This window comes from Roseateles sp. T103 (genome assembly GCF_057219915.1).
Genome location: NZ_JBXVVS010000007.1, coordinates 49,932 through 75,487, shown reverse-complemented (window position 1 = coordinate 75,487; position 25,556 = coordinate 49,932). Strand labels below are relative to the sequence as shown.

The window sequence follows — 25,556 nt, the reverse complement described above, 5'->3', positions numbered from 1 at the left end:
GGGGGTCGCCAATCGCTCAGGGACGCTGCGGTGCCACCACGGCCGGCGTGGCGGCCGGCATGGGCCCGAAGGCCACCGGACTTTGCGCCGCCAGCCAGGCCATCACCGCCCAGGCGGCCACGTTCTGGCGCAGCTTGGCCGGATCGATCTTGTCCAGCGTGTCGTTGGGCGTGTGGTGCCAGTCGAAATAGTCGCTGCCGTCCTGGCTGAGCTCCAGCGCCGGCCAGGCATTGCGGCGCATCAGCAGCGCGGCGTCGGGCCCGGGCGTGGCTTCATTGCTGCCCGGCGCGATGCCCAGCGGCGCCAGCGCCTCGCCGATGCGCTGGATCACCGGCAGCGCTTCGGCGCGCACCCGGCTCTGGAAGCGATAGACCAGGCCGGCGCCCAGATCGCTCTCGCCGACGAACTGGTGCACCTGGCCCTTGTACTTCTCGGCATAGGCGAGCGCGCCGTCGAAGCCGTTCTCCTCGTTGGCGAACAGCACGACGCGCACCGTGCGGCGCGGCTTGAGCCCGGCCTCCAGCATCAACCGGGCCGCAGCAGTGACGATGCCCACGCCGGCGCCGTCGTCCAGCGCGCCGGGGCCCAGGTCCCAGCTGTCCAGATGTGCACCGATCAGCACGATCTCTTCGGGCCGCTCGCTGCCGGGGATCTCGCCGATCACGTTGTGCGACACCGCGGCGATGCCACCCTCGGCTTGCAGCGCCAGGTGCATCTTGATCGGCTGGCCGTAGCGCGTCATGCGCGCGATCAGATCAGCGTCGGGCACCGACACCGCCACGGCCGGAATGCGCGTCACGCCCTCGGCATAGCGCGTCGCACCGGTGTGGGCGAGGCGGTCGCGGTCGGTGCCGATCGAGCGTATCGCCACCGCCAGCGCGCCGCGCTTGGCGGCCTCCAGCGGGGCCTGGATGCGCGCGGCGACCGCGCGGCCGTAGCCGCGCGCATCGCGCGTGCGCTCGGTCTTCTGGTCGATGAAGACGATGCGGCCCTGGGCGCGATCGCTGGTGTCGGCCTTCAGCGCATCCAGGTCGGCGTAGTAGGCGATCTCGGCATGGAGGCCCTCCTTGGGCGTGGCGATGCTGTTGCCCAGCGCCGTCATCACCAGCGGCTGCGGAAAGGGCGCGGTGATGTGCGCATGCGCATCGCCGCGCTTCCAGGCGCGCAGCGGCACGGCTTCCGCGCGCACGTTCGCAAGGCCCAGGCGCTGCAGCTGGCTCACGGCCCAGTCCACCGCGCGCTGGTCGTTCAGAGAGCCCGCGGGGCGCGGACCGATCTCGGTCACCAGGCTGTCGACCAGTTCGTAGGCGAGCGCGCTCTTCAGCCCGGCTTCGCGCAGCGCCTCGGCGGCGGTCAGGTCTTTGGCCTCGAAGCTCTGCGCCGACAGCGGCAGGCTGGCGAGCAGGCCCAGCATCAGGCCGGCAGCTGCCAGCGCGATGCGGCGGCAGGAAGGAGTGGTGTGCATGATGGTGAATGGCCCGGCTTGATCGTCGTTGCGCAGCGGCGCTCACGGAGCGGCTAGCTTAGCCTGCAGGCCGGCGCGCCATCGCTGGGGAAGTCACCGGCCTGTCGTTGCGCCGGGCCAGCATCACCCACAGGAAGCCGCGGCCGAACAGCGGCAGCTGCTCAACGGCCGCTGGCTGTTCGCGCATGCGGCGAAGCTCGATCACATCGAGGCCGCCCCCGGGCCCGCACCAGATCTCGCGCAACTGGGCATCGCTGTAGCCCAGGCCGCCGCCCAGCGAGCCGCGCTGGTACACCTCGGCTTCGCTGAGGCCGCTGCCGCCTTCGGGCGCAAAGCACACGAGGCCGAAGCTGCCGCCGGGCCGCAGCGCCGCAGCGACCAGGCGCACATAGTCGCTGCGCTGATGCGGTGCCATGTGATGGAAGCAGCCCGAGTCGTAGACCAGGTCCAGGCTGGCCGGGGCGAGCGGCAGCTCGAAGATCGAGCCCTGATGCAGCGCCACCGGCAGCCCGGCACGCGCGACCTCCTCGCGCGCCCAGGCCATCGCGCTGGCCGAGTAGTCCACCCCCAGCACCGGCGCGAAGCCTGGCTGGCGCGCCAGATGCAGCGCATTGCGTGCATTGCCACAGCCGATGTCCAGCGCTGCGCCCGGCGAGATCAGGCCTCGCTGCAGCCAGTCGTGCAGGTTCTCGTCAGGCGCCAGCCCGAAGAAGGGCACCGGCCGGCTGCGATCGGCGTAGAAGCGCTGCCACTTGGCCTGGGCTTCGGCGTCGAGGCGGGAGATGGCGTCGAGGGGCAGGGGCATGGAGGCGGGAGGCAAGCGCCGGGTGGCTGAGCTTCGCAATGCCGAACAGACCGCGTGAAGTCAAACATGGCACGTCGCGAGCAACGACATGTTGGACCTCAGGCGGCCCATCGATGCTATTCCGGCACCTTGAGACTCTCAAGGAAGTTTGCGAAGTGCGGCCGATTCTGCTGATACGTCCCGTCGAGACCGCTGTAGAGGATGGCGAAGGCACCGTTCCGCGATGAAATGAAGACCACCTCTTTGTGCAGTCGAGTGCGATCGTCGTATGCCTTGAGCGAACGATACTTGGTCCGGCCCACTGCAGCTCGGTCGGCATCCAGAGAAACCTGAAGCCGGTTGGCCCACTCCGATTCGAACGACTTGATCTCAGCACCCGAGACAAAGAAGACGGCCAAGGTTGCTTGCGAGTAGCCCGGCGGTGCCGCGTCAGCGGCGGAGCCTGTCGAGACGATTGCTGCTTCAGACCACTTGGAATTGAGGCCGGTCCCGCTGCTGAGCGCGAATATGATGAAGTGATAGGGCACTGAGACCTGCCAAGCGCCTGCAGAGGACGAGACTACCAAGGCGTCTCCTTGCAGACCGACCGTGAGGCCTTCTGGTGGTCGCGGTCCGGGAGGCGGCTGCACAACATAGGTGCCTCGAACAGCTGAGTACACGGCGTCAGCGCCGTACACGCCGAGTCGTCCTGCCCAGGCGTACAGCATCGCGAGTACTGGGTCTGGCTCCTTGGGCATCAGAACACCAGTCTTGGCGTAAAGCTCCTTCACCCGCGAGTCGATCAACGCGTGGAGGTGCTCTCGTGCACCCTGGATCTGGCCGGGACTCATGCGACTGTGATTGGCGCTTAGCCAGTTACTGATGCCGACAGCCTCGACGAGGACTCGAGCGGGCTCCATCGCTGCCGTCCTAAAGGGCTCCTCCGCGTACGAAGATCCGAGCGCGGGGACCGAGACGACGATGCCGAACGCGGCGACGAGTGTGCGGCAGATGCTCATATGGGGGCTAACGAGGCTGTCCAAAAGTCCCTCTCGTAGCCGCAAGCTAGGCGCATGCGGCTGATGCGAGGTTGTTCGGGCGATCCGATTTCTAGCGCGCATTGTGCGCGTCTTCGCAAGGCCTTGAGCCCGGCTGAACCCGCATTGGGCGCGCCAGGGGAGCATGGGCCAAGCCCAAGCCCCGGCTTCATCCAGCCCACGCGCTCCGTGCCCACTTATCGTTGCAGTGCGCCAGGCAGCACAGCCGCTCAGGCCAGAGGGGCGGGGCGGAGCTGGTGCCACATGTGAACCTTGGACTTGAAGCCCGATGGTGTGGCGATGGCCAGGGGCTCTATGCCAAACGACTTGAAGCCGCAAGACTCGTACAGCTTGATGGCAGGTAGATTGCCATCAGTGACCGTGAGCGTCACGACGAGTACCTCGGGTCTGGCCTCTGCATGCTGCAGTGCAGCCTGGACCAACTCACGTCCCAGACCAGTTCCTCTCGCCTGTGCTTGTACGAACATGCCGATGAGCAGGGCTTTGTGCCTGGTCTTTGGCTTTGACGAGTACTCGATCGTTGCGGTGCCGACCAGTTGGCTGTCAGCAAAGCCGCCAAAGGCCAGGCTGAGGCCCTTCGGGTGGTGGATTCGCTTTGCCCACCATTCCTCTGGTTCCGCAGCCCGTTCCTCGGCCGTTGAGACGAATGCGTCGGGAACCGACTCATAGGCCTCCAGCATGAGCTTTCGATACTCAAGCGCATCGGAAGCGCTGAGTGGGCGCACTCTCATGGTGTGGGGGCATAGCAATCTCGCAACCGTCTGCTCACTCACTCAGTGAACACGATCTTGCTGCGCTGGCTCACCCATTGCTCGAAGTGGGCGCCGTAGGCCTCTTCGACCTTGTTGCGCTTGACCTTGAAGGTGGGCGTGATGAAGCCGTTGTCCACGGTCCAGGCGGTTTTCACCGCCACCAGGCAGTCGAGCTGCTCGTGCGGGTCGAGGCGGGCGTTGATGTCGTCCAGGTGCTGGCTGAGTTCCTTCATCAGCAGCTCGCGCTCGGCCTCGGTGCTGACGCGCTGCACCGCATCCGGCGACAGCATCACGATGCCCAGCGGCTGGCCGAGGTTGGCGCCGGCCACCATGCAGGCCTCGACGTCGGGGTGCATCACCAGGCGGTCCTCGATCGGCGCCGGAGCGACGTACTTGCCCTTGCTGGTCTTGAACAGATCCTTCACGCGGCCGGTGATGCGCACGCTGCCGCTGGGCAGGATCTCGGCCTTGTCGCCGGTGCGCAGCCAGCCGTCGGGGGTGAAGGTCTCCTCGGTGAGCTTGGGCTCCTTGTAGTAGCCCAGCATCAGCGCGGCGCTGCGCATCTGCAGCTCGCCGCTGACCGGGTCGACGCGAGTCTCCACCTCCTCGTAGGCCGGCCCCACGGTGCCGAACTCGGCGCGGCCGGGCACGTTGAGGTGCGAGATCGCCAGGTTCTCGGTCATGCCATAGCCTTCGTGGATGTCCAGGCCCAGCTTGCGGTACCAGTCCAGCAGCGCCGGCGGCATGGGCGCGGCGCCGCCCGCGGCGAAGCGGCATTGATCCAGGCCCAGGGCCTTGAGGATCTTCTTGCGCACGATGCCGCCCAGCAGCGGGATCTTCAGCAGACGGTCCAGCTTGTGCGGCGGCATCTTGGCGAATACGCCCTGCTGGAATTTCACCCACAGCCGCGGCACCGAGAAGAACACCGTCGGCCGCGCGCGCTGCAGGTCGGCGGCGAAGGTGTCCAGGCTCTCGGCGAAGAACACATGCATGCCGGTGCGCAGCCAGCCGTGCTCGACCAGCACGCGCTCGACCACGTGGGCCAGCGGCAGGTAGGACAGCATGCGGTCGGATTCGGTGATCGGGATGCGGCGCAGGCCCTTGTCCAGGCCCCAGGCGAAGGCGCCGAAGGTGTGCATCACGCCCTTGGGCTTGCCGGTGGTGCCCGAGGTGTAGATCAGCGTGGCCAGCTCGTCGGCACCGCGCAGCGGTTCGCCAAACATCGGCTCCTGCCGCGCGCAGATCTCGTCCCAGCCGGGATAGTTCTTCAGCGCGTCCTCGGGCGACAGCGGGTAGCCGATGCAGGGCAGATCGGCCGGCACGCCGGGCTTCATGTGCTCCCAGCCGTCGAGCTTGCCGACGAACAGCGCCTTGGCCTCGCTGTGCTCGAGGATCTGGCGGATGGTGTCGGGCGCCAGTGTCGGGTACAGCGGCACGGAGACATAGCCCGCCATCCAGATGGCCAGGTCGCTCATCATCCACCAGGCGCAGTTCTTCGAGATGATCGCCACGCGGGCGCCCGGCTCCCAGCCCTGGCTCTTCAGGTAGCTGGCCATGCGGCGCACCTGGTCGCCCACCTGGGCCCAGGTGAAATCCTTGACGACACCGTTGCCCATGGGCTGGGTGAGCGTCACGCGGTTCGGCGCTTCGCGTTCCCAGTGGTAGAAGCGCTGCAGTGCCAGGCTGTCGGCGGGAATGGTGGCCATGATGCTTGTCTCCACGTTGTCAATGCTTTGAGATGGCATCGTAGGCTAGCGGCGCTACTGCTTGCGCGCCAAGGGGGTTTGTGCGGGGCCGAAGTCGAGCGCCGAGTCTAGATTCGGCCGGATGTGCCCGGCGTCAAGGCGATGGCAGGCTTTGGCTGGCCGACGCTGTGGCCGGCTGCGCGATCTCAGTCCGCCGCGGCGGCCACCAGCGCGGCCAGGGCTTCGGCCAGCGCGGCCTCGTCCAGCCCCGCGGCGCGCTGCACCGGCGCGCCGGCCAGCGCGGCAGCGCCTTCCGTCTTCAGCCGCGCCACCCACTGGCCGGCCTCGCGGCCTTGCTCGAAGGCCTGGCTCTGCAGCAGCAGGCTGCCGTCGGCGGCGTTGAGCTTGAAGTAGAACTTGCCGTCGGCCTCGCGGTACTGCTTGAACACTGGCAGCGCCGACTTGGGGCGGGCCACCGGCGCGGCCTTGGCCTGCAGCGCCTGGAAGGGGCGCAGGCCCACCGCATGGCGCAGCTCGGCCAGCAGCGGCGCGGCGATGGCGCGCGCCTTGGCGGCACCGCGCTGCAGGATCTCCTCGATGCGCTCGGGATGCGCCATCAGTTCGTCGTAGCGCGCGCGCATCGGGCCGATCTGGCCCTCGATCTGGTCGAACAGGCGCTGCTTGGCCTCGCCCCAGGCCAGGCCGGCGCGCAGCTCGGCGCGGAAGGCGGCGCGCTGCTCGGGCGTGGCGAAGGCGTCGAAGATGGTGACCAGGTGCGAGCTGTCCGGGTCCTTGGGCTCGCCGGGCAGCCTGGAGTCGGTGACGATGCGCGCGATCGCCTCGCGCAGCGCCTTCGCGCCGCCTTCGAACAGCGGGATCACGTTGTCGTAGCTCTTGCTCATCTTGCGGCCGTCCAGCCCGGGCAGCAGCTCCATCTCGGCCTCGACCTCGGCTTCGGGCAGCACGAAGAAGTCCTTGCCCTGACCGAACAGGTGGTTGAAGCGCTGCGCGACGTCGCGCGCCATCTCGATGTGCTGAACCTGATCCTTGCCGACCGGCACGCGGTGGGCGTTGAACATCAGGATGTCGGCGGCCATCAGGATGGGATAGCAGTACAGGCCCATCGTGACGCCGGCATCGGGCTCCTCGCCGGCGGCGAGGTTGGCGTCCACCGAGGCCTTGTAGGCATGGGCGCGGTTCATCTGGCCCTTGCTGGTGACGCAGGTCAGCAGCCAGGTCAGCTCGGGGATCTCGGGGATGTCGCTCTGGCGGTAGAACACCGCGCGATCGGTGTCCAGGCCGGCCGCGATCCAGGTGGCGGCGATCTGCAGGCGCGAGGCCTCGATGCGGTCGGGCTCGTCGCACTTGATCAGCGCGTGGTAGTCGGCCATGAAGAAGAAGCTCTCCACGCCTGGCGCTCGGCTGGCTGCGATCGCCGGGCGGATCGCGCCGACATAGTTGCCGAGATGCAGGGTGCCGGTGGTGGTGATGCCGGTGAGAACGCGCTGGGTCATGGTGGGCTGGAATCCGGGGGCGATCCGCGACGGGCGGCCGCGCTGTTGCGGCGCGTATTCTCGCCCACCACCGCGCCCACCCCGGCCGTGCGGGCATGGGCTAGCATGCCCACAGCGGAATCTTCCGGGATTGGCGATGACCCCCTTGCTGTTGGTCAGTGCGATTCAGCTGGCGCTGTCTGGGCTGGCCATGCTCCTGCTGTGGCGCCAGGAACTGCGCTATCGCTATGTGCGCCACTGGGGCTGGAGCTGGGTGCTGCTCGCCCTGGGTCTGGCCGGCGGTCCGCTGATGCAGGACCAGTTTGCCGACGCGCATCCGCTGCGTGCGCTGCAGGCGCTGCTGGCGTCGGCGGCGGTGATCGGCTCGTTGCTGCTGCAGCTGGCCGGCACACTGGACTTCTGCGGCCGACGGCTGCGTGTGCAGCTGTGGCTGCCTGCGCTGCTGGTGGTGATGGCTGCTCTGGCGGTGCTGGGGACCTGGCACATGCCCGCAGCGGTCCTCTTCGGCGCCCTGGTGCTGGGCGCGGGCGCGCTGGCCAGCGCGGGCCTGCTGTGGCGTCAGGCTTCGCCCTACGCCAGCCGCGTCGGCCTGTGCTTTCTGGGCGTCGCGGCGGTGCACCTCAGCGGCCCGCTGCTCGACCCGATGGGCCGCTCGATGCTGACCTATGGCGCCGGCGCGGTGATGCACACCGCGCTGAGCCTGGCCTTGATCCTGCTGTCGGTGGAGCGCGCCCATGCCGAGGCGCGCCGGCAGGCCGAACGCTTCTCGCGTCTGGCCGAGCATTCGCTGCAGGGCCTGGTGGTGTTTCGCGGCCGGGAGCTGCTCTATGCCAATCCGGCTGCCCTGGCCATGTTCGGCCATGAGGATCTGCACAGCGCCCGTCGCAGCGATGTGCTCGATGTGCTGGTCGGTGCCGAGCAGTACGAGCAGGCCCGGCAGCGCCACCAGCAGGTGCTGGGCAATGCCGATGCGCGTTTCGAGTGGGAGGACACCCGCCGCTCGCGCGATGGACGGCTGCTGCATCTGCACGGCCTGTCCAGTCAGATCGTCTGGGACGGTGCGCCTGCCGAGCTGCTCGCGCTGATCGACGACAGTGGCCGGCATGCGGCGCTGCAGGCGCTGCGTCGTCAGGCCCTGCACGACGAGCTGACCGATCTGCCCAACCGCAACTTCGTCGTCGAGCGCCTGGGCTACCTGGCGCGGCTGGGCGCGCCGCCCTTCGCTCTCGTCTCGGCCGACATCGACCGCTTCCAGCTCGTCAATGAGACGCTGGGCCCGGCGCTGGGTGACGCGCTGCTGCAGGCCGTGGGCGCGCGGCTGAAAAGCGAGCTGGCCGATGTGGCCACGGTGGCGCGTCTGGGCGAGGACCAGTTCGTGCTCTTGCTGGAGGGCGCGCATGCGGGCGAACGGCGCGAAGCGCAGCGCTTCGTCGAGCGATTGCTGGCGCTGATGCAGCCTTCCTTCCTGGTTGAAGGGGCGGAGCTCTATGTGCATCTCTCGGTCGGCATCGCGCTGTTCCCGGCCGACGCCAGCGACGGGCCGGGGCTGCTACGCGCCGCCGATGCCGCCGTGCATCGCGCCAAGGCCGAGCCCGGGCCCAGCTATGCCTTCTTCGAGGCGGCGCTGAACCAGGTGGCGCAGAAGCGCCTGCTCGCCGAACAGGCGCTGGCCAAGGCGCTTGAGTCCGGCGAGTTCGAGCTGCTCTACCAGCCCAAGTTCCGTGCCGGCACGCGCGCGCTGCTGGGCTTCGAGGCGCTGGTGCGCTGGCAGCGGCCAGGCCATGGCCAGGTCAGTCCGGCGGATTTCGTGCCGGCGGCCGAGCGCACCGGCCAAATCCAGGCGCTGGGCGCGCTGATCGTCGAGCTGGCGACGCGCCAGCTGCGCGAATGGCTGGACCGCTTCGGCAGCGTGCTGCCGGTGGCGATCAATGTCTCGCCGCTGCAGTTCGAGGATGCGCGCTTCGTGCCGCGCCTGCTGGCGGCGCTGGAGGCGCTGCACCTGCCGCGCGGCAGTCTGCAGATCGAAATCACCGAATCCGCGGCGATCGGCCATGTCGAGCAGGTGCGGCCGCAGCTGGAACGGCTGCGCCAGGCCGGTGTGCTGTGCGCGCTGGACGACTTCGGCACCGGCCAGTCCTCGCTGACCATGCTGCGCCAGCTGCCCATCCATGCGATGAAGCTGGACCGCAGCATGATCGCGCCGTTGCCGCAGCGCGAGGCGGGGGCGGTGGTGCATGCCACCTGCGCTTTAGGCCAGTCGCTGGGGCTGGAGGTGGTGGCCGAGGGCATAGAGACCGAAGCCCAGGCCCAGGCGGCCGAGGCGCTGGGCTGCACGCAGCTGCAGGGTTACCACCTGGGGCGGCCGCTGCTGGCTGCACTGGCCGCCGAGCTGCTGGCCCAGGCGCTGGACGCCGTCAGCGCGCCATCGCCTCGCCCAGCCGGATCGCCCGGCCCGGCTGCCAGTCCGGATTGAAGGCCTCAAGGCCGCCGCGCGGGAACAGCATCACCACGGTGGAGCCGAGCAGGAAGCGGCCCATCTCCTGGCCCTGGGCCAGGCGGATGTCGGCGTCGTCGTAGCGCCACTGGCGCAGCTGCCCGGGGCGCGGCGGGTTGACCACGCCATGCCAGGTCGTGGCCATCGAGCCGACGATGGTGGCGCCGACCAGCACCAGCACGAAGGGGCCCAGGCCGTCGTCGCGCTCGAACACGCAGACCACGCGCTCGTTGCGCGCGAACAGGCCTGGCACGCCGCGCGCGGTGGTCGGGTTCACCGAGAACAGCGCGCCCGGCACATGGATCATGCGCAGCAGGCGGCCGGCGCAGGGCATGTGGATGCGGTGGTAGTCGCGCGGGCTCAGGTACAGCGTGGCGAAATGGCCGTTCTCGAACTGCGCGGCCAGCGCGGCGTCGCCGCCGACCAGCGCGGTGGCCGTGTAGCGGTGGCCCTTGGCCTGGAAGATCTGCTCGCCCTCGATGGCGCCGAACTGGCTGATCGCGCCGTCCACCGGGCAGATCAGCGGCGCGTTGGCCAGCGGCCGGGCACCGTCCTTGAGCGCTCGGGTGAAGAACTCGTTGAAGCTCTCGTAGGCGCCCGGATTGGGGTCGGCCGCCTCCAGCATGTCCACGCGATAGCGGCGGATGAAGCGCTGGATCGCCCAGGTGGTCAGCCCGCCCAGCTTGGCCGATGCGAAGGCGCCGGCCAGCGCGGTGAGGGCCTGCTTGGGCAGCAGGTATTGCGGCAGCACGGCAAGGCGATCGGACACGGTACTTCGGGGTTTGGACGAGGGGCGGGCTGGGGATTGTAGCCAGCGGGATAATGCGCACCTGCGTGCCATCCGGCCGCTGCGACCCCCGGCAGACCAGCCCCATCCATGTCCAATCTGATCGTCCATGGCGGCACGCCCCTGAGCGGCCGCATCGTCCCCTCGGCCAACAAGAACGCGGTGCTGCCCATCCTGTGCGCCACGCTGCTCACGCGCGAGCCGGTGCGGCTGCGCGGCGTGCCCGAGATCACCGACGTGCGCAAGATCCTCGAGGTGTTCCGCAAGCTGGGCAGCCATGTCGAGGTGGACTATCAGAGCGGCGTGCTCGACCTGCACCACCGCGACACCCGCTTCGATCCGGCGGTGGACCGCCTGCCCGAGGAGATGCGCAGCTCCATCATGCTGGTGCCGGGCCTGCTGGCGCGCTTCGGCGCGGCGCGCATCGAGGACGATGTCAAGGGCTGCACGCTGGGCGCACGCGAGATCGACCCGCATGTGGAGGTGTTCGAGCGCTTCGGCGCCGAGGTGCAGCGCCAGAGCGACGGCCTGACGCTCGCGGTGCGCGGCCAGCTCCAGGGCAACGACCACTGGACCGACTACGCCTCGGTGACGACGACCGAGAACTTCGTGCTCTGCGCCGCGCTGGCCGAAGGGCGCTCCACGCTGATGAACGCCGCCTCCGAGCCCCATGTGCAGGAGTTCTGCCAGTTCATGCAGATGCTGGGCGCCAGGATCGAGGGCCTGGGCACCTCGCGGCTGACCATCACCGGCGTCGACAAGCTCAGCGGCGGCGAGTTCACCTTCGCCGAGGACTTCCACGAGATCGTCACCTTCCTCGCACTGGGCGCAATCACCGGCGGCCGCGTCGAGGTGAAGAACTCCACGCCCGAGCAGTTCCCGCTGATCGACCGCACCTTCGCCAAGTTCGGCGTGCTGATCAAACATGAGAACGGCTGGTCCAGGGCAGAGACCGACGGCCCGCTGAAGGTCAAGGAGCCGTTCACGCGCAACATCCTGCAGAAGGTCGAGGCCGCGCCCTGGCCCTATCTGCCGGTGGACCTGCTGCCGATCTTCATCGCTTTGGGCGTCAAGGCCGAGGGCAGCGTGATGTTCTGGAACAAGATCTACGACGGCGCGATGGGCTGGACCGCCGAGCTGTCCAAGTTCGGCGCGCATGCCTTCCTGTCGGACCCGCACCGCATGGTGACCTTCGGCGGCAAGACCCTGCATCCGGCCGAGGTGGAGAGCCCCTACATCATCCGCGTGGCGATCGCGCTGCTGATGGTGGCGGCAAGCATCCCCGGCAAGTCGGTGATCCGCCACGCCACGCCGATCCGCCGCGCGCACCCGCATTTCGTCGAGAACATCTGCTCGCTGGGCGCGCAGATCGAGTGGGTCGAGGGCGACTGAGCCTGCAGCGCGGCGATGAGCCGTCCGCCCAAGCTGGAACTGCCCTTGCGCGACGGCGTCAGCGCCAGCGCGCTGGCCTGTCCTGCCGGGCCTTGGCTGCGGCTTGTCGATTTCCTCGCCGAGCGATTGCCGTTGGTCGGGCGCGAGGACTGGCTCGCCCGTCTGGCGCGCGGCGAGGTGCTGGACGCCCAGGGCCTGCCGCTGCGGCCCGACGCGCCCTATCGCGGCGACGGGCGGCGTCTCTACTACTACCGCATGCTGGCCGAGGAGCCGGTGATTCCCTTCGAGGAGCAGATCGTCTTCCAGGACGATTTCCTGCTCGTCGCCGACAAGCCGCATTTCCTGCCGGTGACGCCCAAGGGCCGCTATGTGCAGCAGACGCTGCTGACGCGGCTGAAGCGCCGCACCGGCATCGCCACGCTGACGCCCATCCATCGGCTGGACCGCGAGACCGCGGGGCTGACGGTCTTCGCGATCCAGCCACAGACGCGCGACGCCTACCAGCGCCTGTTCCGCGAGCGCGCGGTCGAGAAGGTCTACGAGGCGGTGGCGCCGGCGCCGGAAGCTGCCGGGTGCGCGCTGCACTTCCCGCTGCGCTATGAGAGCCGCCTCGAGGAGCGCCGCGAGGCCTTCATGCAAATGCAGGAGCTGCCGGGCGAGGCCAATGCGCGCACAGAGATCCGCCTGCTCGCGCGCCTGGACCGCGGCCGCGCGCACTACGAACTGCGGCCCGAGACCGGTCGCAAGCACCAGCTGCGCGCACAGATGAGCGCCTTGGGTCTGCCGATCGCCGGCGATCGCATCTACCCGGTGCTGCAGCCGGCCGAGACCGGAGCCGACTTCAGCGAGCCCTTGCAGCTGCTGGCACGGCGTCTGGCCTTCGACGACCCGTGCCTGGGCCGGCGCCGGGAGTTTCATTCGGGGCTAACCCTCAAAGCGCTGGTCGGCTAGGCGTCTCAGACGATATGCTGGCAGCGGCCGCCCGCCTGGGCGTGCTTGGCACTGCACAGGAGTTATCGCTTTGGCCGAACACGAGCGGGTCATGACCGGGCCGCAGCATCTGGAGCTGGGTGCTGGCGTGCTGCAGCGCGCCGGTGGCCGTGGGCCGCTGATGCTGGTGGCAGCGCTCAGTGCCTTGCTCCTGCTGGCCGTGCTGCTGCCGGACGAATGGATGCCTGCGGGCCGGCATGTCTTCCCGGTCTGGTTGCACACGCTCAGCGAGCTGGCCGCGGTGATGGTGGCGCTGATGGTGTTCATCTCGGCGTGGACGGCCCAGGGTCGGGAGCGCACATTCAGTGCCAGCCTGCTCGGCGCGGGCTTTCTCGCCGTGGGGCTGCTCGATGTGGCGCACCTGATGTCCTACAAGGGCATGCCGGACATGATCACCGCGTCCAGCCCGCAGAAGGCCATCGTCTTCTGGCTGTGCGCCCGCTATGTCAGCGCCGCGGTACTGCTTGCGGTGGCGCTGCTGCCGCTGGTGCAGCCGATCAGCACGGTGCAGCGGCAGCTGCTCTTGGTTGCCATGCTGGCGTTGGCCTTTGCCTGCATCCTGCTCGGCCTGTTGCTTCCCGAAGCCTGGCCGCTGTTCTTCGTCGAAGGTCAGGGACTGACGCCGGTGAAGGTGGCGGCGGAGTATGGCGTGGTCGCGTTGCTGCTGGCCGCCGCCTGGCTGCTGGTGCGGCAGACCGCGCAGGCCCGTTTCAGCAGCGCCGATCTTGCGCTGGCGGCGGTGATCTCGGTGCTCAGCGAGCTGTGCTTCACGCTCTATGCCAACGTCAACGACAGCTACCAGCTGCTCGGCCATGCCTACAAGGTGCTGGCCTACGCCTTCCTGTTTCGCGCCATCTATCTGCATGCGGTGCGCCAGCCCTATCTGCGCCTGAGCGAGGAGATCGCCGAGCGTCGCCAGGCGGAGCGCAATCTCGAACACCTGGCCTATCACGACCCGCTCACCGGCCTGCCCAACCGTGCCTTGCTGCGCGACCGCGTGGAGCAGGCCGTCGCCGAGCTGCGGCGCAGCGGCAAGAGCACGGCGGTGGTGCTGCTGGACCTCGACCAGTTCAAGAACATCAACGACTCCCTGGGGCATGGCGCCGGCGACGACTTGTTGCGCCAGGTGGCAGCGCGCCTGTCGGCGGCGCTGCGGGCGACCGACACCGTGGGCCGACTGGGCGGCGACGAGTTCGTCATCGTGCTGCGCGAGGTGGACGGCCAGGGCGGCGCGCTGCGCAGCCTGGCCGCGGTGCAGCAGGCCCTGGGCGAGCCCTTCGTGCTGGGCGGCACCAGCATGCACGTGTCGGCGTCTTTCGGCGTGGCGCTGGCGCCCGAGCACGGGTCGGACATGGAAAGCCTGCTCGGCCGCGCCGATGCGGCGATGTATCGCGCCAAGGGCGCTGGGCGCAACACCTATCGCTTCTTCGACCGCGGCATGCAGGACGATGTGGTGCACCGCATGGACCTGCAGAGCGGGCTGGCCGGTGCGCTGCAGCGTGGCGAGTTCGAGCTGCACTTTCAGCCGGTGATCGAGCTGCGCAGCGGCCTGATGGTCGGTGCCGAGGCGCTGCTGCGCTGGCGCCGTGCGGACGGCAGCCTGGTGCCGCCGGCGCTGTTCATCCCGGTGGCGGAGGAAAGCGGTCTGATCGTGCCGATCAGCGAATGGGTGATCCACGAGGCCTGCGCGCAGGCGGCGCGCTGGCCGGCGATCGCTGGGCGACTGCCGCTGGTGGGCGTGAACCTGTCGGCGCTGCAGTTCCGCCAGGGACATGTCGAATCGGTGGTGCAGTCGGCACTGACCCGCAGCGGCCTGGCGCCGCAACGGCTCAACCTGGAATTGACCGAGTCCATCCTGATCAGCGATCCGTCCAGTGTGCTGGAGACGGTGACGCGCCTGAAGGCGCAGGGCTTGAGCCTGTCGCTGGACGACTTTGGCACCGGCTTTTCCAGCCTGTCCTATCTGACCCAGTTCCCGGTGGACCGGCTGAAGATCGACAAGAGCTTCCTCATCTCCTTCGACAAGGACCGCAATGCGACGCTGATCGTCGAGGCCATCATCGCGCTGGCCGCCAGCCTGGACCTGCAGGTGGTGGCCGAGGGCGTGGAGACGCAGGCGGTGGCCGAGCGGCTCGGTGCGCTGGGTTGCGGCTATGCGCAGGGTTATCACTACGCCCGTCCGATGGCGGCCGGCGCCATCCTCGACTACGCCAGGGCTCAGGCCGACACTGGGAAAGCCCCAGCCTGAGGCTGAGTCGCTGCTGGGCACAATGGCAGCGATCCGGCAGTTGCCCTTCCGCAGTCGATGAACTCCCGCCCGCTTGCTCACCTCCAGGCCTCGGTGAAGTCGCGCACCAGCCTGGCGCTGTTGGCGCTGGGGCTGGCCTTCGCGGCTGCCTCCAGCCTGTGGCGTGTCGGGCTCGAGCTGGACGAGCGCGCCGAGCGGCAGGCGGGCGAGCTGCAGCTGCTGCCGCTGCTCTATGCCGAGACGCTGGCGCGCAGCGTGGTGGAGCGCCGCGACGATCAGACGCAGCAGCTGCTCGCTGCCATGGCCAGGCGTCATGGCGCCGCCAGCATCGAGCTGCGCACGGCGGACGGCCGGCTTCTGGCGGTGGGCGATGCCCCCGTTTCAGAACCGCTGACGCGCAGCGAGTTCACGCTGAACGATCCGCGCCAGGCGGGTGCGCCACTGGGCTCGGTGCAGGTGGCCCTGCCAGCGGCGACGCTGTCGCTGGCCTTGCTGCTGCAGGATCGGCCGCTGCTGCTGCAGCTGACGCAGAACCTGTTGCTTGTGCTGGTGCTGGGCCTGGCGGCCGCATGGCTGCTGGAGCGCATGCTGCTGCGTCATCTGCGCCGCGTCACCGCGGAAATGCAGCGCTTCGATGCCAGCCAGCCGCCCAGCCAGCTGGACTGGCCCACAGCGGCCTCGCGGCATGCGCCGCTGGAGCTGCGGCAGATCAATGCAGCTTTGGCCCATGTGCAGCAGAGCGTCGATTCGCAGCTGCAGCGCGAGCAGTCGCGTGCCCTGGCGCTGCAGCAGGAAGTCGAGCGGCAGACCGTGGCGCTGCGCCATGTCGAGCGTGAGCTGCAGGCCAAGCAGCGCGAGCTGGCCGCCTTGTCGCGGGTGGATGCGCTCACCGGTCTGGCCAACCGCGGCGAGTTCGACGAGGCGCTGCGGCGCGAGTTCAAGCGCGCCCAGCGCCAGCACGGCAAGCTGGCCCTGGCGGTGATGGACCTGGACGCCTTCAAGTCCTACAACCAGCAGCACGGCCATGGCGCCGGCGATGCAGCGCTGCAGCGCTTTGCGCATCTGCTCAACGAGCGCTTCAAGCGCGACACCGATCTCGTGGCACGCTTCGGCGGCGAGGAGTTCGTGGCCTTGCTGCCCGGGCTGGACCAGGCGGGTGCGCAGGCCCTGCTGGAGCAGCTGCGCGAAGACTTGCGCGCTCTGGGGCTGCCCAATGCCGACGCACCAGGCGGCGTGCTGACCGTGAGCATCGGGCTGGCAGCCTACAGCGCGCAGCAGCCTTACTTGAGCTCGCAGGCGTTGCTGCAGGCGGCCGACGAGGCGCTGGCGGTAGCCAAGCACGCCGGCCGCGACCGGCTCAGCCTGGCGGCGTAGCCGGATCTCGGTTCGGGCTCAGCCTGCAGGCCGCGCCGGTCTTGGGATGAGGGTCCGGGCTCAGCCTTGCAGGCCGCGCCGGTCATGCAGGACATGACCGGCCCTTCGCCCGGCATCGGTCCCTGCGCAGGCAGGGCCCTCGGTCCGGGCTCAGCGACCGCGTTCCTGGGCTTCGAGCAGTTGTTCGTGGACGCGGCGCGCGGCACGCAGCACCAGCGTATCGTCCAGCTGCGCCTGCGGCGCGATGTCGCGAGCAATGTCTTCGATGTCGTCCGGGCGGTTCAGCAACGCCCAGGCCATCACCGAGATCGCCAGCACGCTGCGGCGCTGGACCACGTCCGGCATCAGCAGCGTGTCCTGCACCTGCACATGGTGGCGCACGCTGGCCACCGCAGCGGGTGCCAGCCCCCAGCTTTCACACAGCGCGGCGCCCAGCGCATCGTGGCTGACGCCGAAGGCGGTGTGCTCCAACTGGGCCAGCTCGACGTCCGTCTGCGCTGCGCGCAGCATGGCCGGGTAGTGCGCCGGTGCATGGCGGTAGAGCACCGCCTTGCCGCACTCCTCGAACAGGCCGGCCGAGTGCGCCGCCCAGGGATCGACACCCAGCAGCTGCCCCATGCGGCCCATCAGCAGGCCGCGTTGCGAGGCGCGATGCCAGATCGGCTCGAGCTCGACTGCCGGCGGAAAGGCAGCGCGCAGGCCCATCTCGAAGGTGATCGCCGCGACCTCGCGCATGCCCAGATAGGTCAGCGCCTGATGCACCGTCTGCACCCGGCCCTGCAGGCCGTAGAGAGAGGAGTTGACCGCCTTCATCACCGCGGCGGCCAGCGCCATGTCGGATTCGACCAGGGCCGAAATCGCCTGCAGATCGACGTCCTCGTCGGCCATCAGCAACGACAGCTTGACCAGCACCTCGGGTTGGGTGGGGATCTCGATGTCGAGCGTGCGCAGTTGTGGATCGACGGGCATGGTGTTCGCGTTGTAGTCGTGCCGGGTTGCCAATAGTAGCGGCTGGCGCCTCTCAGTGAGCAAAGGCGTCCCAGGCCGTCTTGACGATCAGCGCCGAGACCACGACGACGAAGACGCCGCGCACGAAACCGGCGCCGTGCTTGAGGGCGAGTCGCGTACCCAGCAGGCTGCCCAGCACATTGGTCACCGCCATCACTGCCGCGACATGCCACCAGACATGACCCTTCATGGCGAAGAGCAGCAGGGCTGCGCCATTGGTCGTGGTGTTGAGCAGCTTGGCGCTGGCCGAGGCGTGCAGGAAGTCGAAACCCATCAGGCGCACGAAGAGGAAGACCAGGAAGCTCCCCGTGCCAGGCCCGAAGAAGCCGTCGTAGAAGCCGATCACCAGGCCGATGGTGCTGGCGAGCAGGGCCTGCTTGCGCCCTTCGTGCAGCGGCGCGTGGTGCCGGCCCAGGTCCTTGCGCATCAGCGTGTAGAGCAGCACCGCACCGAGGATGAAAGGCAGCGCCTTGCGCAGGCCCTCCGCGCTCACCAGGGTCACGGCCCAGGCGCCGGCAAAGCCACCCAGCAGGGCCGCGCCGCACGCGGGCAGCAGGGCTGACCAAGGCAGGTCGACCCGGCGCCCGTACTGCAGGCTGGCCCAGGCCGTCCCCCAGATCGATGCGCCCTTGTTGGTGCCGAACAGCGTCGCCGGAGCGGCCTGCGGGAAGGCACTGAACAGTGCCGGGATCAGTACCAGCCCACCGCCGCCGACGATGGCATCGACGAGTCCGGCAAGCAACGATGCGAGGGCGACGGTCAGCAGTTCAACAGGCATCGGCGCGCGGGCGGGCAGGAAAACAAAGAGGGCACCTCGCGGTGCCCTCGAATTGTGACGGTGTCACAGCAATCGTTCGTGTTCGTTCTCGGAAAGCTCTTGTTTGTCTCCTCAGCCCCGCCAAGCAGTCCCCGCCAGGGACGACGACTGCGTCGAGTGCTTCGCAATGTAGGGAGTCGCTCGGATGCACGCACTTGGGGTTTCTACCCGCTGCGATGCACCAATCTGAAAACGTAAGTGTGCGCAAACATGCGATGAATCCAAGGCTGGCCATGGGCTTAAGTGAGGTGGGCAATGCACCGAAAACGTTGTGTCAAGGGTTGATGACCGCCTTGACTACGGCAGGGTGGATTTGATTTCTGTCGTATTTGCGCAAACAGGCCGCGGGGCCCTGCGCATGTGCTTGGCCGGCGCCGGAGCGATGGGCTGAGCTGCCCGATCCAAGGCTGAGGCCGGCTTGAGGCCAATCAAGGGCGTGAAGGCTGGCGGCGCATAGGCTGCAGTCAGCAGTGCGCGGCCCGCCACGCTGTTTGTTTTTTGGAGGTGCCATCCATGTCGAATGAACAACCCAGCCTCACGCGCGGCATCGGCCGGCACAGTGTGGCCTTCCGACTGTGGTTCGCTGTGGCGACCGTGGTCCTATCGCTGGTCGCCGTGATCGGCTTCGCCGGTTGGCGAAGCAACGCCGTGCAGCAGCAGGCCAATGAGCGCATCGCGGCGATGGACGCCAAGCTGGATGCGTCCAAGCGATGGGCGACATTGACCACCACGGCGGTCATCAAGATTCAGGCGGGCGCGGTGAGCAGCGATCCAGCGGTCGACGCCATGTTCAAGGACGACATCGCCGCCACGATCCGCGACGTCAATGAGGTGCAGAAGTCCATCGAGGGCATGGACCTGAGCGCCAAGGACAAGGAACTGATGGCCGCGGTGGCTGCAGCGCGCAAGAACGTGCTGGACTCGCTGGCCAAGGTCCGCGCGCTCAAGGCCAGCGACCCGGCCGCCCTGGCGGCGGAGATGTCGCAACGCTTCAACCCTGGCTCGGCGGCCTATCTGAAGACATTGGCGGAATTTGCCGCCGAGCAAGAGCGTGCGCGTCAGGATCTGCTGGCCGATTTGGCCAAGCGCAGGCAGGCAACGGTGGGCTATTCGGCCATCTTTATCGCAGTGATCGTGCTGGGATTGATCGCGGGAGCGGTGCTGCTAGTGCGTTCGATTCAGCGCCCCTTGAAGCAGGCCATCGCCGCTGCGGAACAGGTGGCGTCCGGTGACTTGAGCACCCGCGTCGAGAGTGCGCAGAAAGACGAGTTCGGCCAGTTGCTGAAGGCCATCGACCGCATGGTGCTGCAACTGCGCCAGGTCGTCGGCGAGGTTCGCCAGGGCGTCGACTCCGTGGCCACCGCGTCCAGCCAGATCGCCACCGGCAACCAGGACCTGAGTGCACGCACCGAGCAGACCGCCTCCAGCCTGCAGCAGACCGCCAGTTCGATGGAGGAACTGACCTCCACCGTGGGTCAGTCGGCGGACACGGCACGCCAGGCAAACCAGCTGGCGGCTTCGGCCGCTGAAGCGGCCACGCGAGGCGGTCAGGTGGTCGAGCAGGTGATTGGCAATATGGCGCAGATCACCGAGAGCTCGCGCCGCATTGCCGACATCATCGGCGTGATCGACGGCATCGCCTTCCAGACCAACATCCTGGCCTTGAACGCGGCGGTGGAGGCTGCGCGCGCCGGGGAGCAGGGGCGCGGCTTTGCGGTCGTCGCCGGCGAGGTCCGCTCGCTGGCGCAGCGCTCGGCTGATGCCGCCAAGGAGATCAAGGGGCTGATCGGCGCCTCGGTGGACCGCGTTGAGTCTGGCGCGCAACTGGTCGAGCAGACGGGCGCGGCGATGAGCGACATCGTCGCCAGCGTCAGGCGCGTCACCGACCTGATCGGCGAGATCGCCTCGGCCGCCGGGGAACAGCGCGACGGCATCGCGCAGGTGAACGTGGCGGTGTCCAACCTGGACCAGATGACGCAGCAGAATGCCGCGCTCGTCGAGGAGTCGGCTGCTGCGGCGCAGTCGCTGCGTGAGCAGGCACGGCGCCTCACCGAGGTGGTGTCGGTCTTCAGGCTGGACCCGGCAGCAGCCGGGTCCGTGCCCTCGGCCGCGCCATCGGCGGTGCCGCGAAGTACTGCATCCGCGGTGACCCGGCCTGTGGCCAAGCCGGTCGCCCCTGCCAAGCCAGGGGCCGTGCGCAGGCCGGCGGCAGCCGCGCCCAGCCCTGTGGCGCCGCCGGCCAGCCGCAGCGCTCCGCCGGCTCCGTCGGCGCCGCCGGCCCCCAAGCCGTCCGACGATGAGTGGGAAACCTTCTAGGCCTCTGGGTCCGGCAACTGCGGTGGCGGTCGGCGCGACACCAGCAGGTCCATCAGCGCATCCATCGCCGCCCACAGCGGCGCATAGGGGCTGACCCGGCCCTCGACCTGCTCCAGCGCCAACAGCGTGGCTTCCAGCGTCGAGCGCTGCGTGGCCGACTCCGCGCGTCGGATCGAGTAACGCGAAGGCGGCGCGTCCTCGAGCGCCATGCGCGGCAAGGCCTGCAGCGCCGGGTTGAGGGCGAGCATCTTGCGGCTCTTGCGCCAGGTCGCGTCGATCACCACCAGGCGCAGCTGCTGAGCTGCGTGGCTGCCGGGCAGGAACAGCGGGTCCTGGGCGGCGGCTGGGTAGAGCAGCACTGGCTGGGCGGCCGCGCCGTCTGCGGTCGGGGCGTGCAGCGCCGCCAGCAGCTGTCCTGGTTCGAAGCTCTCGCCGACCATCAGATGGCAATGCCGCAGCGACAGCGCGAGCAGCCGGGCAGTGCCCTTGGCCTGCGCCTGTTCCAGCGGATGCTGCAGCAGCAGCACCTCGGCGCGGTTGTCGACATCGGCGACAAGCGCGCACAGGCAGCGTGCCAGCGGACTGCCGCAGCGCGCGCACAGCGGCCGGCGCTTGGCGTCGGCCGGCGTGGCGTTGCTGTGCGTTATGCCCTTCAACGCAGCAGCGGCAGCTGGTCCAGCCGCGCCTCGATGGCACCCATCATCTGCCGGTAGCCCGGCGCATCGACAGCGCCGTAGCGCTGGCGGAACTCGGCCTCGGTCAGGTACTCGGGCAGGTCGGAGAGGTCGGGCAGCAGGTCCTGCTCGCTCAGCCCGGCGGCGATGCGCTGCTGCAGCTGTTCGGGAGCGCGCATCACCGCCAGGCCGAAGCGCGTGCCGGCGCGATCGGCAGCGATGTCGTTGAAACTGAAGCCGCTGCCGTAACGGCTGTCGAACTGCTCCTTGTAGACACCCAGTGCATCGGCCAGCGGCCCGCCGCCGGTGGCTGCCAGCGCCGCCGAGACGATGAAATGCATGGGGAAGTCAGGCCGTCCCTGCAGGCTCATCGGCAGCCATTGCGGCGGTGGCCAGTCGGCGGCTGCCTTGAGCAGACTGGCCGGGCTGCGCCCGGTGGCGTAGAGCGCCAGGCTGAGCAGCGCGGCGCGGTTCTCGGCGGCGGCGTCGCCGTCGTGGGCACTGCGCTCGCGCGCCAGTGCGAAGGCCGCGGGCAGCGCTTCGACCAGCGGCACAGCGCCGTGGCGGACCCGCGCGGCTGCCCAGCTGTGCAGGGACTCGGCGTGGGCCAGCAGGCGCTGCTGGTCGGCCGGGCTGATCAGCCCCGCCACCAGCCGCCGGTAGCTGTCGGTATGCCATTCGTAGACGAGCTCGAGCTGCCCCGCTTGCAGCGCCACCCGGCGCAGCAGTCCGCGTGCCACCGCGATCTCTTCGCGCTGGCTCAGGCGCTCCAGCCAGGCCCGGGCCAGCGCTTCACCTAGCCAGGCCGGCAGGGGCAGATGTCCCAGGCGCAGCGAATCGATGCGCAGCTGCCCGTCGGCAGCGCGCAGGCGCAAGTCCAGGTTGAGCCACAGCGCCGGTCGCAAGGCCTGGCTGAGCTGCAGCTGCGCCTGGCCAGCGTCGATGCGCAAGCGCAGTGCCGGGGCTCGCTCGGCCAGGGCGTGGCGAGCCAGATGCAACAGCATCAGCTCCAGCTCGGCCTGGGGCACGAGCAGACGGCGCTCGCTGCCCGCAGGCATGCGCCGCGGGTCGTTGCTGCGCAGGAACTGCTTGGCGCGCGCCACTTGATCGGGCGTGAGCATGGGCGCCGGCGGGACGCTGGCCGCGCTTTGCAGCGCCAGCGCCAGGGCAATCAGCAGCGCCAGCAGCACGGCTATCGGCAGCGCCAGCCAGGGACGGCGCAGGAGGAGCTTCTTCATTGCCGCGCAGTCTGCCAGCTTTGCCAAGTGCTTCGCGAGCGCACCGACAATGCCGCCATGAGCGATGACGCAGACCTGGGCCGAATGCGCATCTGGCCACCCGACGCGCTGGCGCTGCAGGCGCTCTTCTCGCGACCGCGCCTGCAGCGCGGTCGCCAGCTGCAGGCGGCGATCGCCGAGCTGCACCTGCGGGAGCTGGGGGTCAGCGCCAGCGTGCTCGGTGCCGACGGCAGTGAGCGCCACGAGCTGGCGGTGCAGGCGGATCGCGACAGCGGGGGCGCGCCTCGCTACCGCATGCTGTGCAGCTGCCGCACCCGCCATCTCTGCGAGCATGCCGCAGCGGTGCTGCTGAAGCTGCAGGCCGAGGCCGACGCGCCGCAGCGCGAGCAGAACCTGCAGCACTGGGCTCAGGCCCTGCGCCGCCGCGCCTCGCGCGCCGAGCTGCAGGCCCTGCCCAGCCTGGCTGACGCCGATGCCGCCCGGTTGCTGGACATGCTGCAGCGACAGCCCGACGAGGAAAAAGAGATCGCGCAGCCGGTGCCAAGCCTGCCCGCAAAGGATGCCGCTGCGTCGGCCGTCGACGGCGCCGCGAGCTGTGCCGCGCAGTTCCGTCCGCGCCTGCGCCTGCTTAGTCTGGGCCGAGGCGAGGGCCTGCTGGGCATGGCGCCGCACGGTCGTTTCGGCCCGCGTGGCGGCACGGTCAGCCTGGCACTGGTGGACTGGACCTACCGGCTTGCCGAGGGACCGGCTTGGCAGACGCCGGCGCCACGTTCGCTGCTCAACAGCCGGCCCGCGGTGATGCAGCGGCTGGAAGACGGACGCAGCCTGCGGCGCGATCTGGCCGCCGAGATCGACGCCCTGGACAGGCTGTGGTCCAGTGGCCTGCTGCCGATGGAGTCTTCGGCCCTGCAATGGCGTGACCCGGCCGCGGCTGGGCAGATCGGCGAGGCGTGGACCCTGCTGCGCGAGGAGGACTTCGGCGCCTTCTGGCTGGAGCAGGTGCCGCAGCTCGGCGCGCAGGGTTGGCAGATCGAGGTGCTGCCCGGCTTCGCGCACCGGCCCGTCCAGGCCGAGAGCTTGCGACTGGACATCCAGCCGCTGTCCCTACCGCGGCGCGAAGGCCACTGGCTGGCCAGTCTGGGCGTCGAGGTCGACGGCGAGCTTGTGGATCTGGCGCCGATGATCGCCGAACTGCTCAGGCGCGATGCGCGCTGGCTCGATGCGCGGGAGATCGCCGCCATCGACGGCGGGGCCCTGATCGGTCTGCGTGCCCCGGGTGGGCGGCGCATCGAGGTGGCGGCGGCGCTGCTCAAGCCCATCGTCGGCGCGATGGTCGACCTGCTGCGGGAGCGCGGCGCGGCCAGTCCGCTGGTGCTGAGCGACTGGGATGCCCTGCGGCTGGACGGTCTGCACGAGGCCGCGGGCTGGCAGTGCAGCGGCGACGCCGGTCTGCGGCGCATTGCGGAGCGCTTGCGTGCTGCCGGAGCGCCGCCGGCGGTCGAGCCGCCGACAGGCCTGGGGCTGCAGTTGCGGCCCTATCAGCTGGCCGGCCTGGCCTGGCTGCAGCATCTGCGCGCCCAGGGGCTGGCCGGCATCCTGGCCGACGATATGGGCCTGGGCAAGACCGCACAGACGCTGGCGCATCTGCTGCTGGAGAAGCAGGCCGGTCGCCTGGATCGCCCAGCCCTGGCGGTGCTGCCGACCTCGCTGCTGTTCAACTGGGCGGACGAGGCGCGGCGCATCACGCCGGCCTTGCGCGTGCTGGTGCTGCATGGGCCGGCGCGTCACCCGCACTTCGATGCGCTGGCGCACTACGACCTGGTGCTGACCAGCTATCCGCTGCTCTGGCGCGACCAGGCCAAGCTGGAGCGCCAGTCCTGGCATCTGCTCATCGCCGACGAGGCGCAGACGGTCAAGAACGCCGGCAGCCGCGCGGCGCGTGCGTTGCGCCGGCTCGATGCCCGGCATCGCCTGTGCCTCACCGGCACGCCGCTGGAGAACCATCTGGGCGAGCTCTGGGCGCTGTTCGACTGGCTGATGCCCGGTTTGCTGGGGGGTGCGCGCAGCTTTGCGCGGCGCTGGCGCAAGCCGATCGAAGAGTCAGCCAGCAGCATGCATGCCGAGGCGCTGGCGCGGCGGATCCGGCCCTTCGTGCTGCGCCGGCGCAAGGACGAGGTGGCCCGCGAACTGCCGCCGCTGACGGTGGTGACGCGACGAGTCGTGCTGGAAGGCCGGCAGAAGGAGCTCTACGAGAGCGTGCGGGTGGCGGCCGACCATCTGGTGCGTCGCGCGCTGGCCCGCCAGGGTTTCGCTGGTGCGCAGATCAGCGTGCTGGACGCCCTGCTGAAGCTGCGCCAGGTCTGCTGCGATCCGCTGTTGCTGCCCGGCGTCGAGCTGGTGCCCGGCATGGAGCGGGCCAAGCTGGAGCTGCTGGCGCAGATGCTGCCGGAGTTGCTGGACGAGGGGCGGCGGGTGCTGGTCTTCTCGCAGTTCACCCGCATGCTCGACCTCATCGCAGAGCGGCTGCGCGGTCTTGGGCTGCCCTTCGACAGCTTGACCGGCGACACGCCGGCGGCGGCGCGCGCCAGTCTGGTGCAGCGCTTTCAGAGGCAGGAGATGCCGCTATTGCTGGTCAGTCTGAAGGCGGGGGGCGTGGGCCTGAACCTGACCGCGGCCGACACGGTGATCCAGGTGGATCCCTGGTGGAATCCGGCGGTGATGGCCCAGGCGCAGGCGCGGGCACATCGCATCGGCCAGGACCGGCCGGTATTCGTCTATCAGCTGGTGGTGGCCGGCAGCATCGAGGAGCGGATGCTGGAACTGCAGTCGCGCAAGGAGCGCTTGGCCGAGGCGATGGTGGGCAGCGATGCGGCCGATGCCGTCAAGTTCAGCCCCGAGGATCTGGAGCTGCTGCTGGCACCACTTGCGGTCACCGATGGTTCCGCAAGTTAGTACCGGCT

The 25,556-nt window shown here is 69.2% G+C and carries 18 protein-coding genes; 7 read left to right on the top strand and 11 right to left on the bottom strand.

Going from position 1 to position 25,556, the window contains the following annotated elements:
* Positions 1-16: 16 nt before the first annotated feature.
* The 6 genes from AC2EBS_RS17330 to AC2EBS_RS17305 form a co-directional block, all read right to left on the bottom strand.
* Positions 17-1,465: a M20/M25/M40 family metallo-hydrolase gene (locus AC2EBS_RS17330; RefSeq protein ID WP_484729705.1), complete on the bottom strand. Its 1,449-nt coding sequence runs from the start codon at positions 1,463-1,465 to the stop codon at positions 17-19.
* 58 nt (positions 1,466-1,523) lie between these two features.
* On the bottom strand, positions 1,524-2,270 hold the full coding sequence (locus tag AC2EBS_RS17325; RefSeq protein ID WP_484729704.1) for a class I SAM-dependent methyltransferase: 747 nt from the start codon (positions 2,268-2,270) through the stop codon (positions 1,524-1,526).
* Positions 2,271-2,386: 116 nt separating this feature from the next.
* Positions 2,387-3,268, bottom strand: coding sequence for a hypothetical protein (locus AC2EBS_RS17320; protein WP_484729703.1), 882 nt, complete (start codon positions 3,266-3,268; stop codon positions 2,387-2,389).
* A gap of 248 nt (positions 3,269-3,516) precedes the next feature.
* A complete protein-coding gene (locus AC2EBS_RS17315; protein ID WP_484729702.1) occupies positions 3,517-4,038 on the bottom strand; it encodes a GNAT family N-acetyltransferase in 522 nt (173 codons plus the stop codon).
* 38 nt (positions 4,039-4,076) lie between these two features.
* Complete coding sequence (locus AC2EBS_RS17310; protein WP_484729701.1) at positions 4,077-5,765, bottom strand: AMP-binding protein; 1,689 nt, start codon at positions 5,763-5,765, stop codon at positions 4,077-4,079.
* A gap of 185 nt (positions 5,766-5,950) precedes the next feature.
* Positions 5,951-7,258 (bottom strand): tryptophan--tRNA ligase, encoded by a 1,308-nt coding sequence (locus tag AC2EBS_RS17305; protein ID WP_484729700.1) that lies wholly within the window; start codon positions 7,256-7,258, stop codon positions 5,951-5,953.
* A gap of 136 nt (positions 7,259-7,394) precedes the next feature.
* On the opposite strand from AC2EBS_RS17305, the gene AC2EBS_RS17300 reads away from it, so the two are divergent.
* A complete protein-coding gene (locus AC2EBS_RS17300; protein ID WP_484729699.1) occupies positions 7,395-9,731 on the top strand; it encodes a putative bifunctional diguanylate cyclase/phosphodiesterase in 2,337 nt (778 codons plus the stop codon).
* Here the strand turns inward: AC2EBS_RS17300 and asd are convergent.
* Positions 9,673-10,521, bottom strand: a complete 849-nt coding sequence (gene asd / locus AC2EBS_RS17295) for an archaetidylserine decarboxylase (RefSeq protein WP_484729698.1) — start codon at positions 10,519-10,521, stop codon at positions 9,673-9,675. The two genes, AC2EBS_RS17300 and asd, sit on opposite strands and share 59 nt — an antisense overlap.
* A gap of 108 nt (positions 10,522-10,629) precedes the next feature.
* On the opposite strand from asd, the gene AC2EBS_RS17290 reads away from it, so the two are divergent.
* The 4 genes from AC2EBS_RS17290 to AC2EBS_RS17275 all read left to right on the top strand — a co-directional run bounded on the left by AC2EBS_RS17290 (position 10,630) and on the right by AC2EBS_RS17275 (position 16,543).
* The gene (locus AC2EBS_RS17290; RefSeq protein WP_484729697.1) at positions 10,630-11,931 is read left to right on the top strand and encodes a UDP-N-acetylglucosamine 1-carboxyvinyltransferase; all 1,302 of its coding nucleotides are present in this window, start codon (positions 10,630-10,632) and stop codon (positions 11,929-11,931) included.
* Between the two features lie 15 nt (positions 11,932-11,946).
* Entirely contained in the window at positions 11,947-12,882 is a 936-nt protein-coding gene (locus AC2EBS_RS17285; RefSeq protein WP_484729696.1) for a pseudouridine synthase, read from the top strand.
* Positions 12,883-12,973: 91 nt separating this feature from the next.
* Positions 12,974-15,169 carry a bifunctional diguanylate cyclase/phosphodiesterase gene (locus AC2EBS_RS17280; RefSeq protein ID WP_484729695.1) on the top strand — a complete coding sequence of 732 codons (2,196 nt, stop codon included), beginning with the start codon at positions 12,974-12,976 and terminating at the stop codon, positions 15,167-15,169.
* A 57-nt stretch (positions 15,170-15,226) separates the two neighbouring features.
* Positions 15,227-16,543 carry a GGDEF domain-containing protein gene (locus tag AC2EBS_RS17275; protein WP_484729694.1) on the top strand — a complete coding sequence of 439 codons (1,317 nt, stop codon included), beginning with the start codon at positions 15,227-15,229 and terminating at the stop codon, positions 16,541-16,543.
* A gap of 150 nt (positions 16,544-16,693) precedes the next feature.
* Here AC2EBS_RS17275 and AC2EBS_RS17270 read toward each other — a convergent pair whose 3' ends face one another.
* Entirely contained in the window at positions 16,694-17,512 is an 819-nt protein-coding gene (locus tag AC2EBS_RS17270; RefSeq protein ID WP_484729693.1) for an HDOD domain-containing protein, read from the bottom strand.
* A gap of 52 nt (positions 17,513-17,564) precedes the next feature.
* On the bottom strand, positions 17,565-18,329 hold the full coding sequence (locus tag AC2EBS_RS17265) for a sulfite exporter TauE/SafE family protein (protein ID WP_484729692.1): 765 nt from the start codon (positions 18,327-18,329) through the stop codon (positions 17,565-17,567).
* A gap of 552 nt (positions 18,330-18,881) precedes the next feature.
* On the opposite strand from AC2EBS_RS17265, the gene AC2EBS_RS17260 reads away from it, so the two are divergent.
* Positions 18,882-20,684 (top strand): methyl-accepting chemotaxis protein, encoded by a 1,803-nt coding sequence (locus tag AC2EBS_RS17260; RefSeq protein WP_484729691.1) that lies wholly within the window; start codon positions 18,882-18,884, stop codon positions 20,682-20,684.
* On the opposite strand, the gene AC2EBS_RS17255 is transcribed toward AC2EBS_RS17260, so the two are convergent.
* A complete protein-coding gene (locus AC2EBS_RS17255) occupies positions 20,681-21,340 on the bottom strand; it encodes a tRNA-uridine aminocarboxypropyltransferase (RefSeq protein ID WP_484729690.1) in 660 nt (219 codons plus the stop codon). The genes AC2EBS_RS17260 and AC2EBS_RS17255 overlap by 4 nt on opposite strands.
* Positions 21,337-22,596 carry a hypothetical protein gene (locus AC2EBS_RS17250; RefSeq protein ID WP_484729689.1) on the bottom strand — a complete coding sequence of 420 codons (1,260 nt, stop codon included), beginning with the start codon at positions 22,594-22,596 and terminating at the stop codon, positions 21,337-21,339. Before AC2EBS_RS17250 ends, AC2EBS_RS17255 begins: the two co-directional genes overlap by 4 nt.
* A 57-nt stretch (positions 22,597-22,653) precedes the next feature.
* Between AC2EBS_RS17250 and AC2EBS_RS17245 the strand changes: the two genes are divergently transcribed.
* Positions 22,654-25,548: a DEAD/DEAH box helicase gene (locus tag AC2EBS_RS17245; protein WP_484729688.1), complete on the top strand. Its 2,895-nt coding sequence runs from the start codon at positions 22,654-22,656 to the stop codon at positions 25,546-25,548.
* The last annotated feature ends 8 nt before the right edge of the window (positions 25,549-25,556 follow it).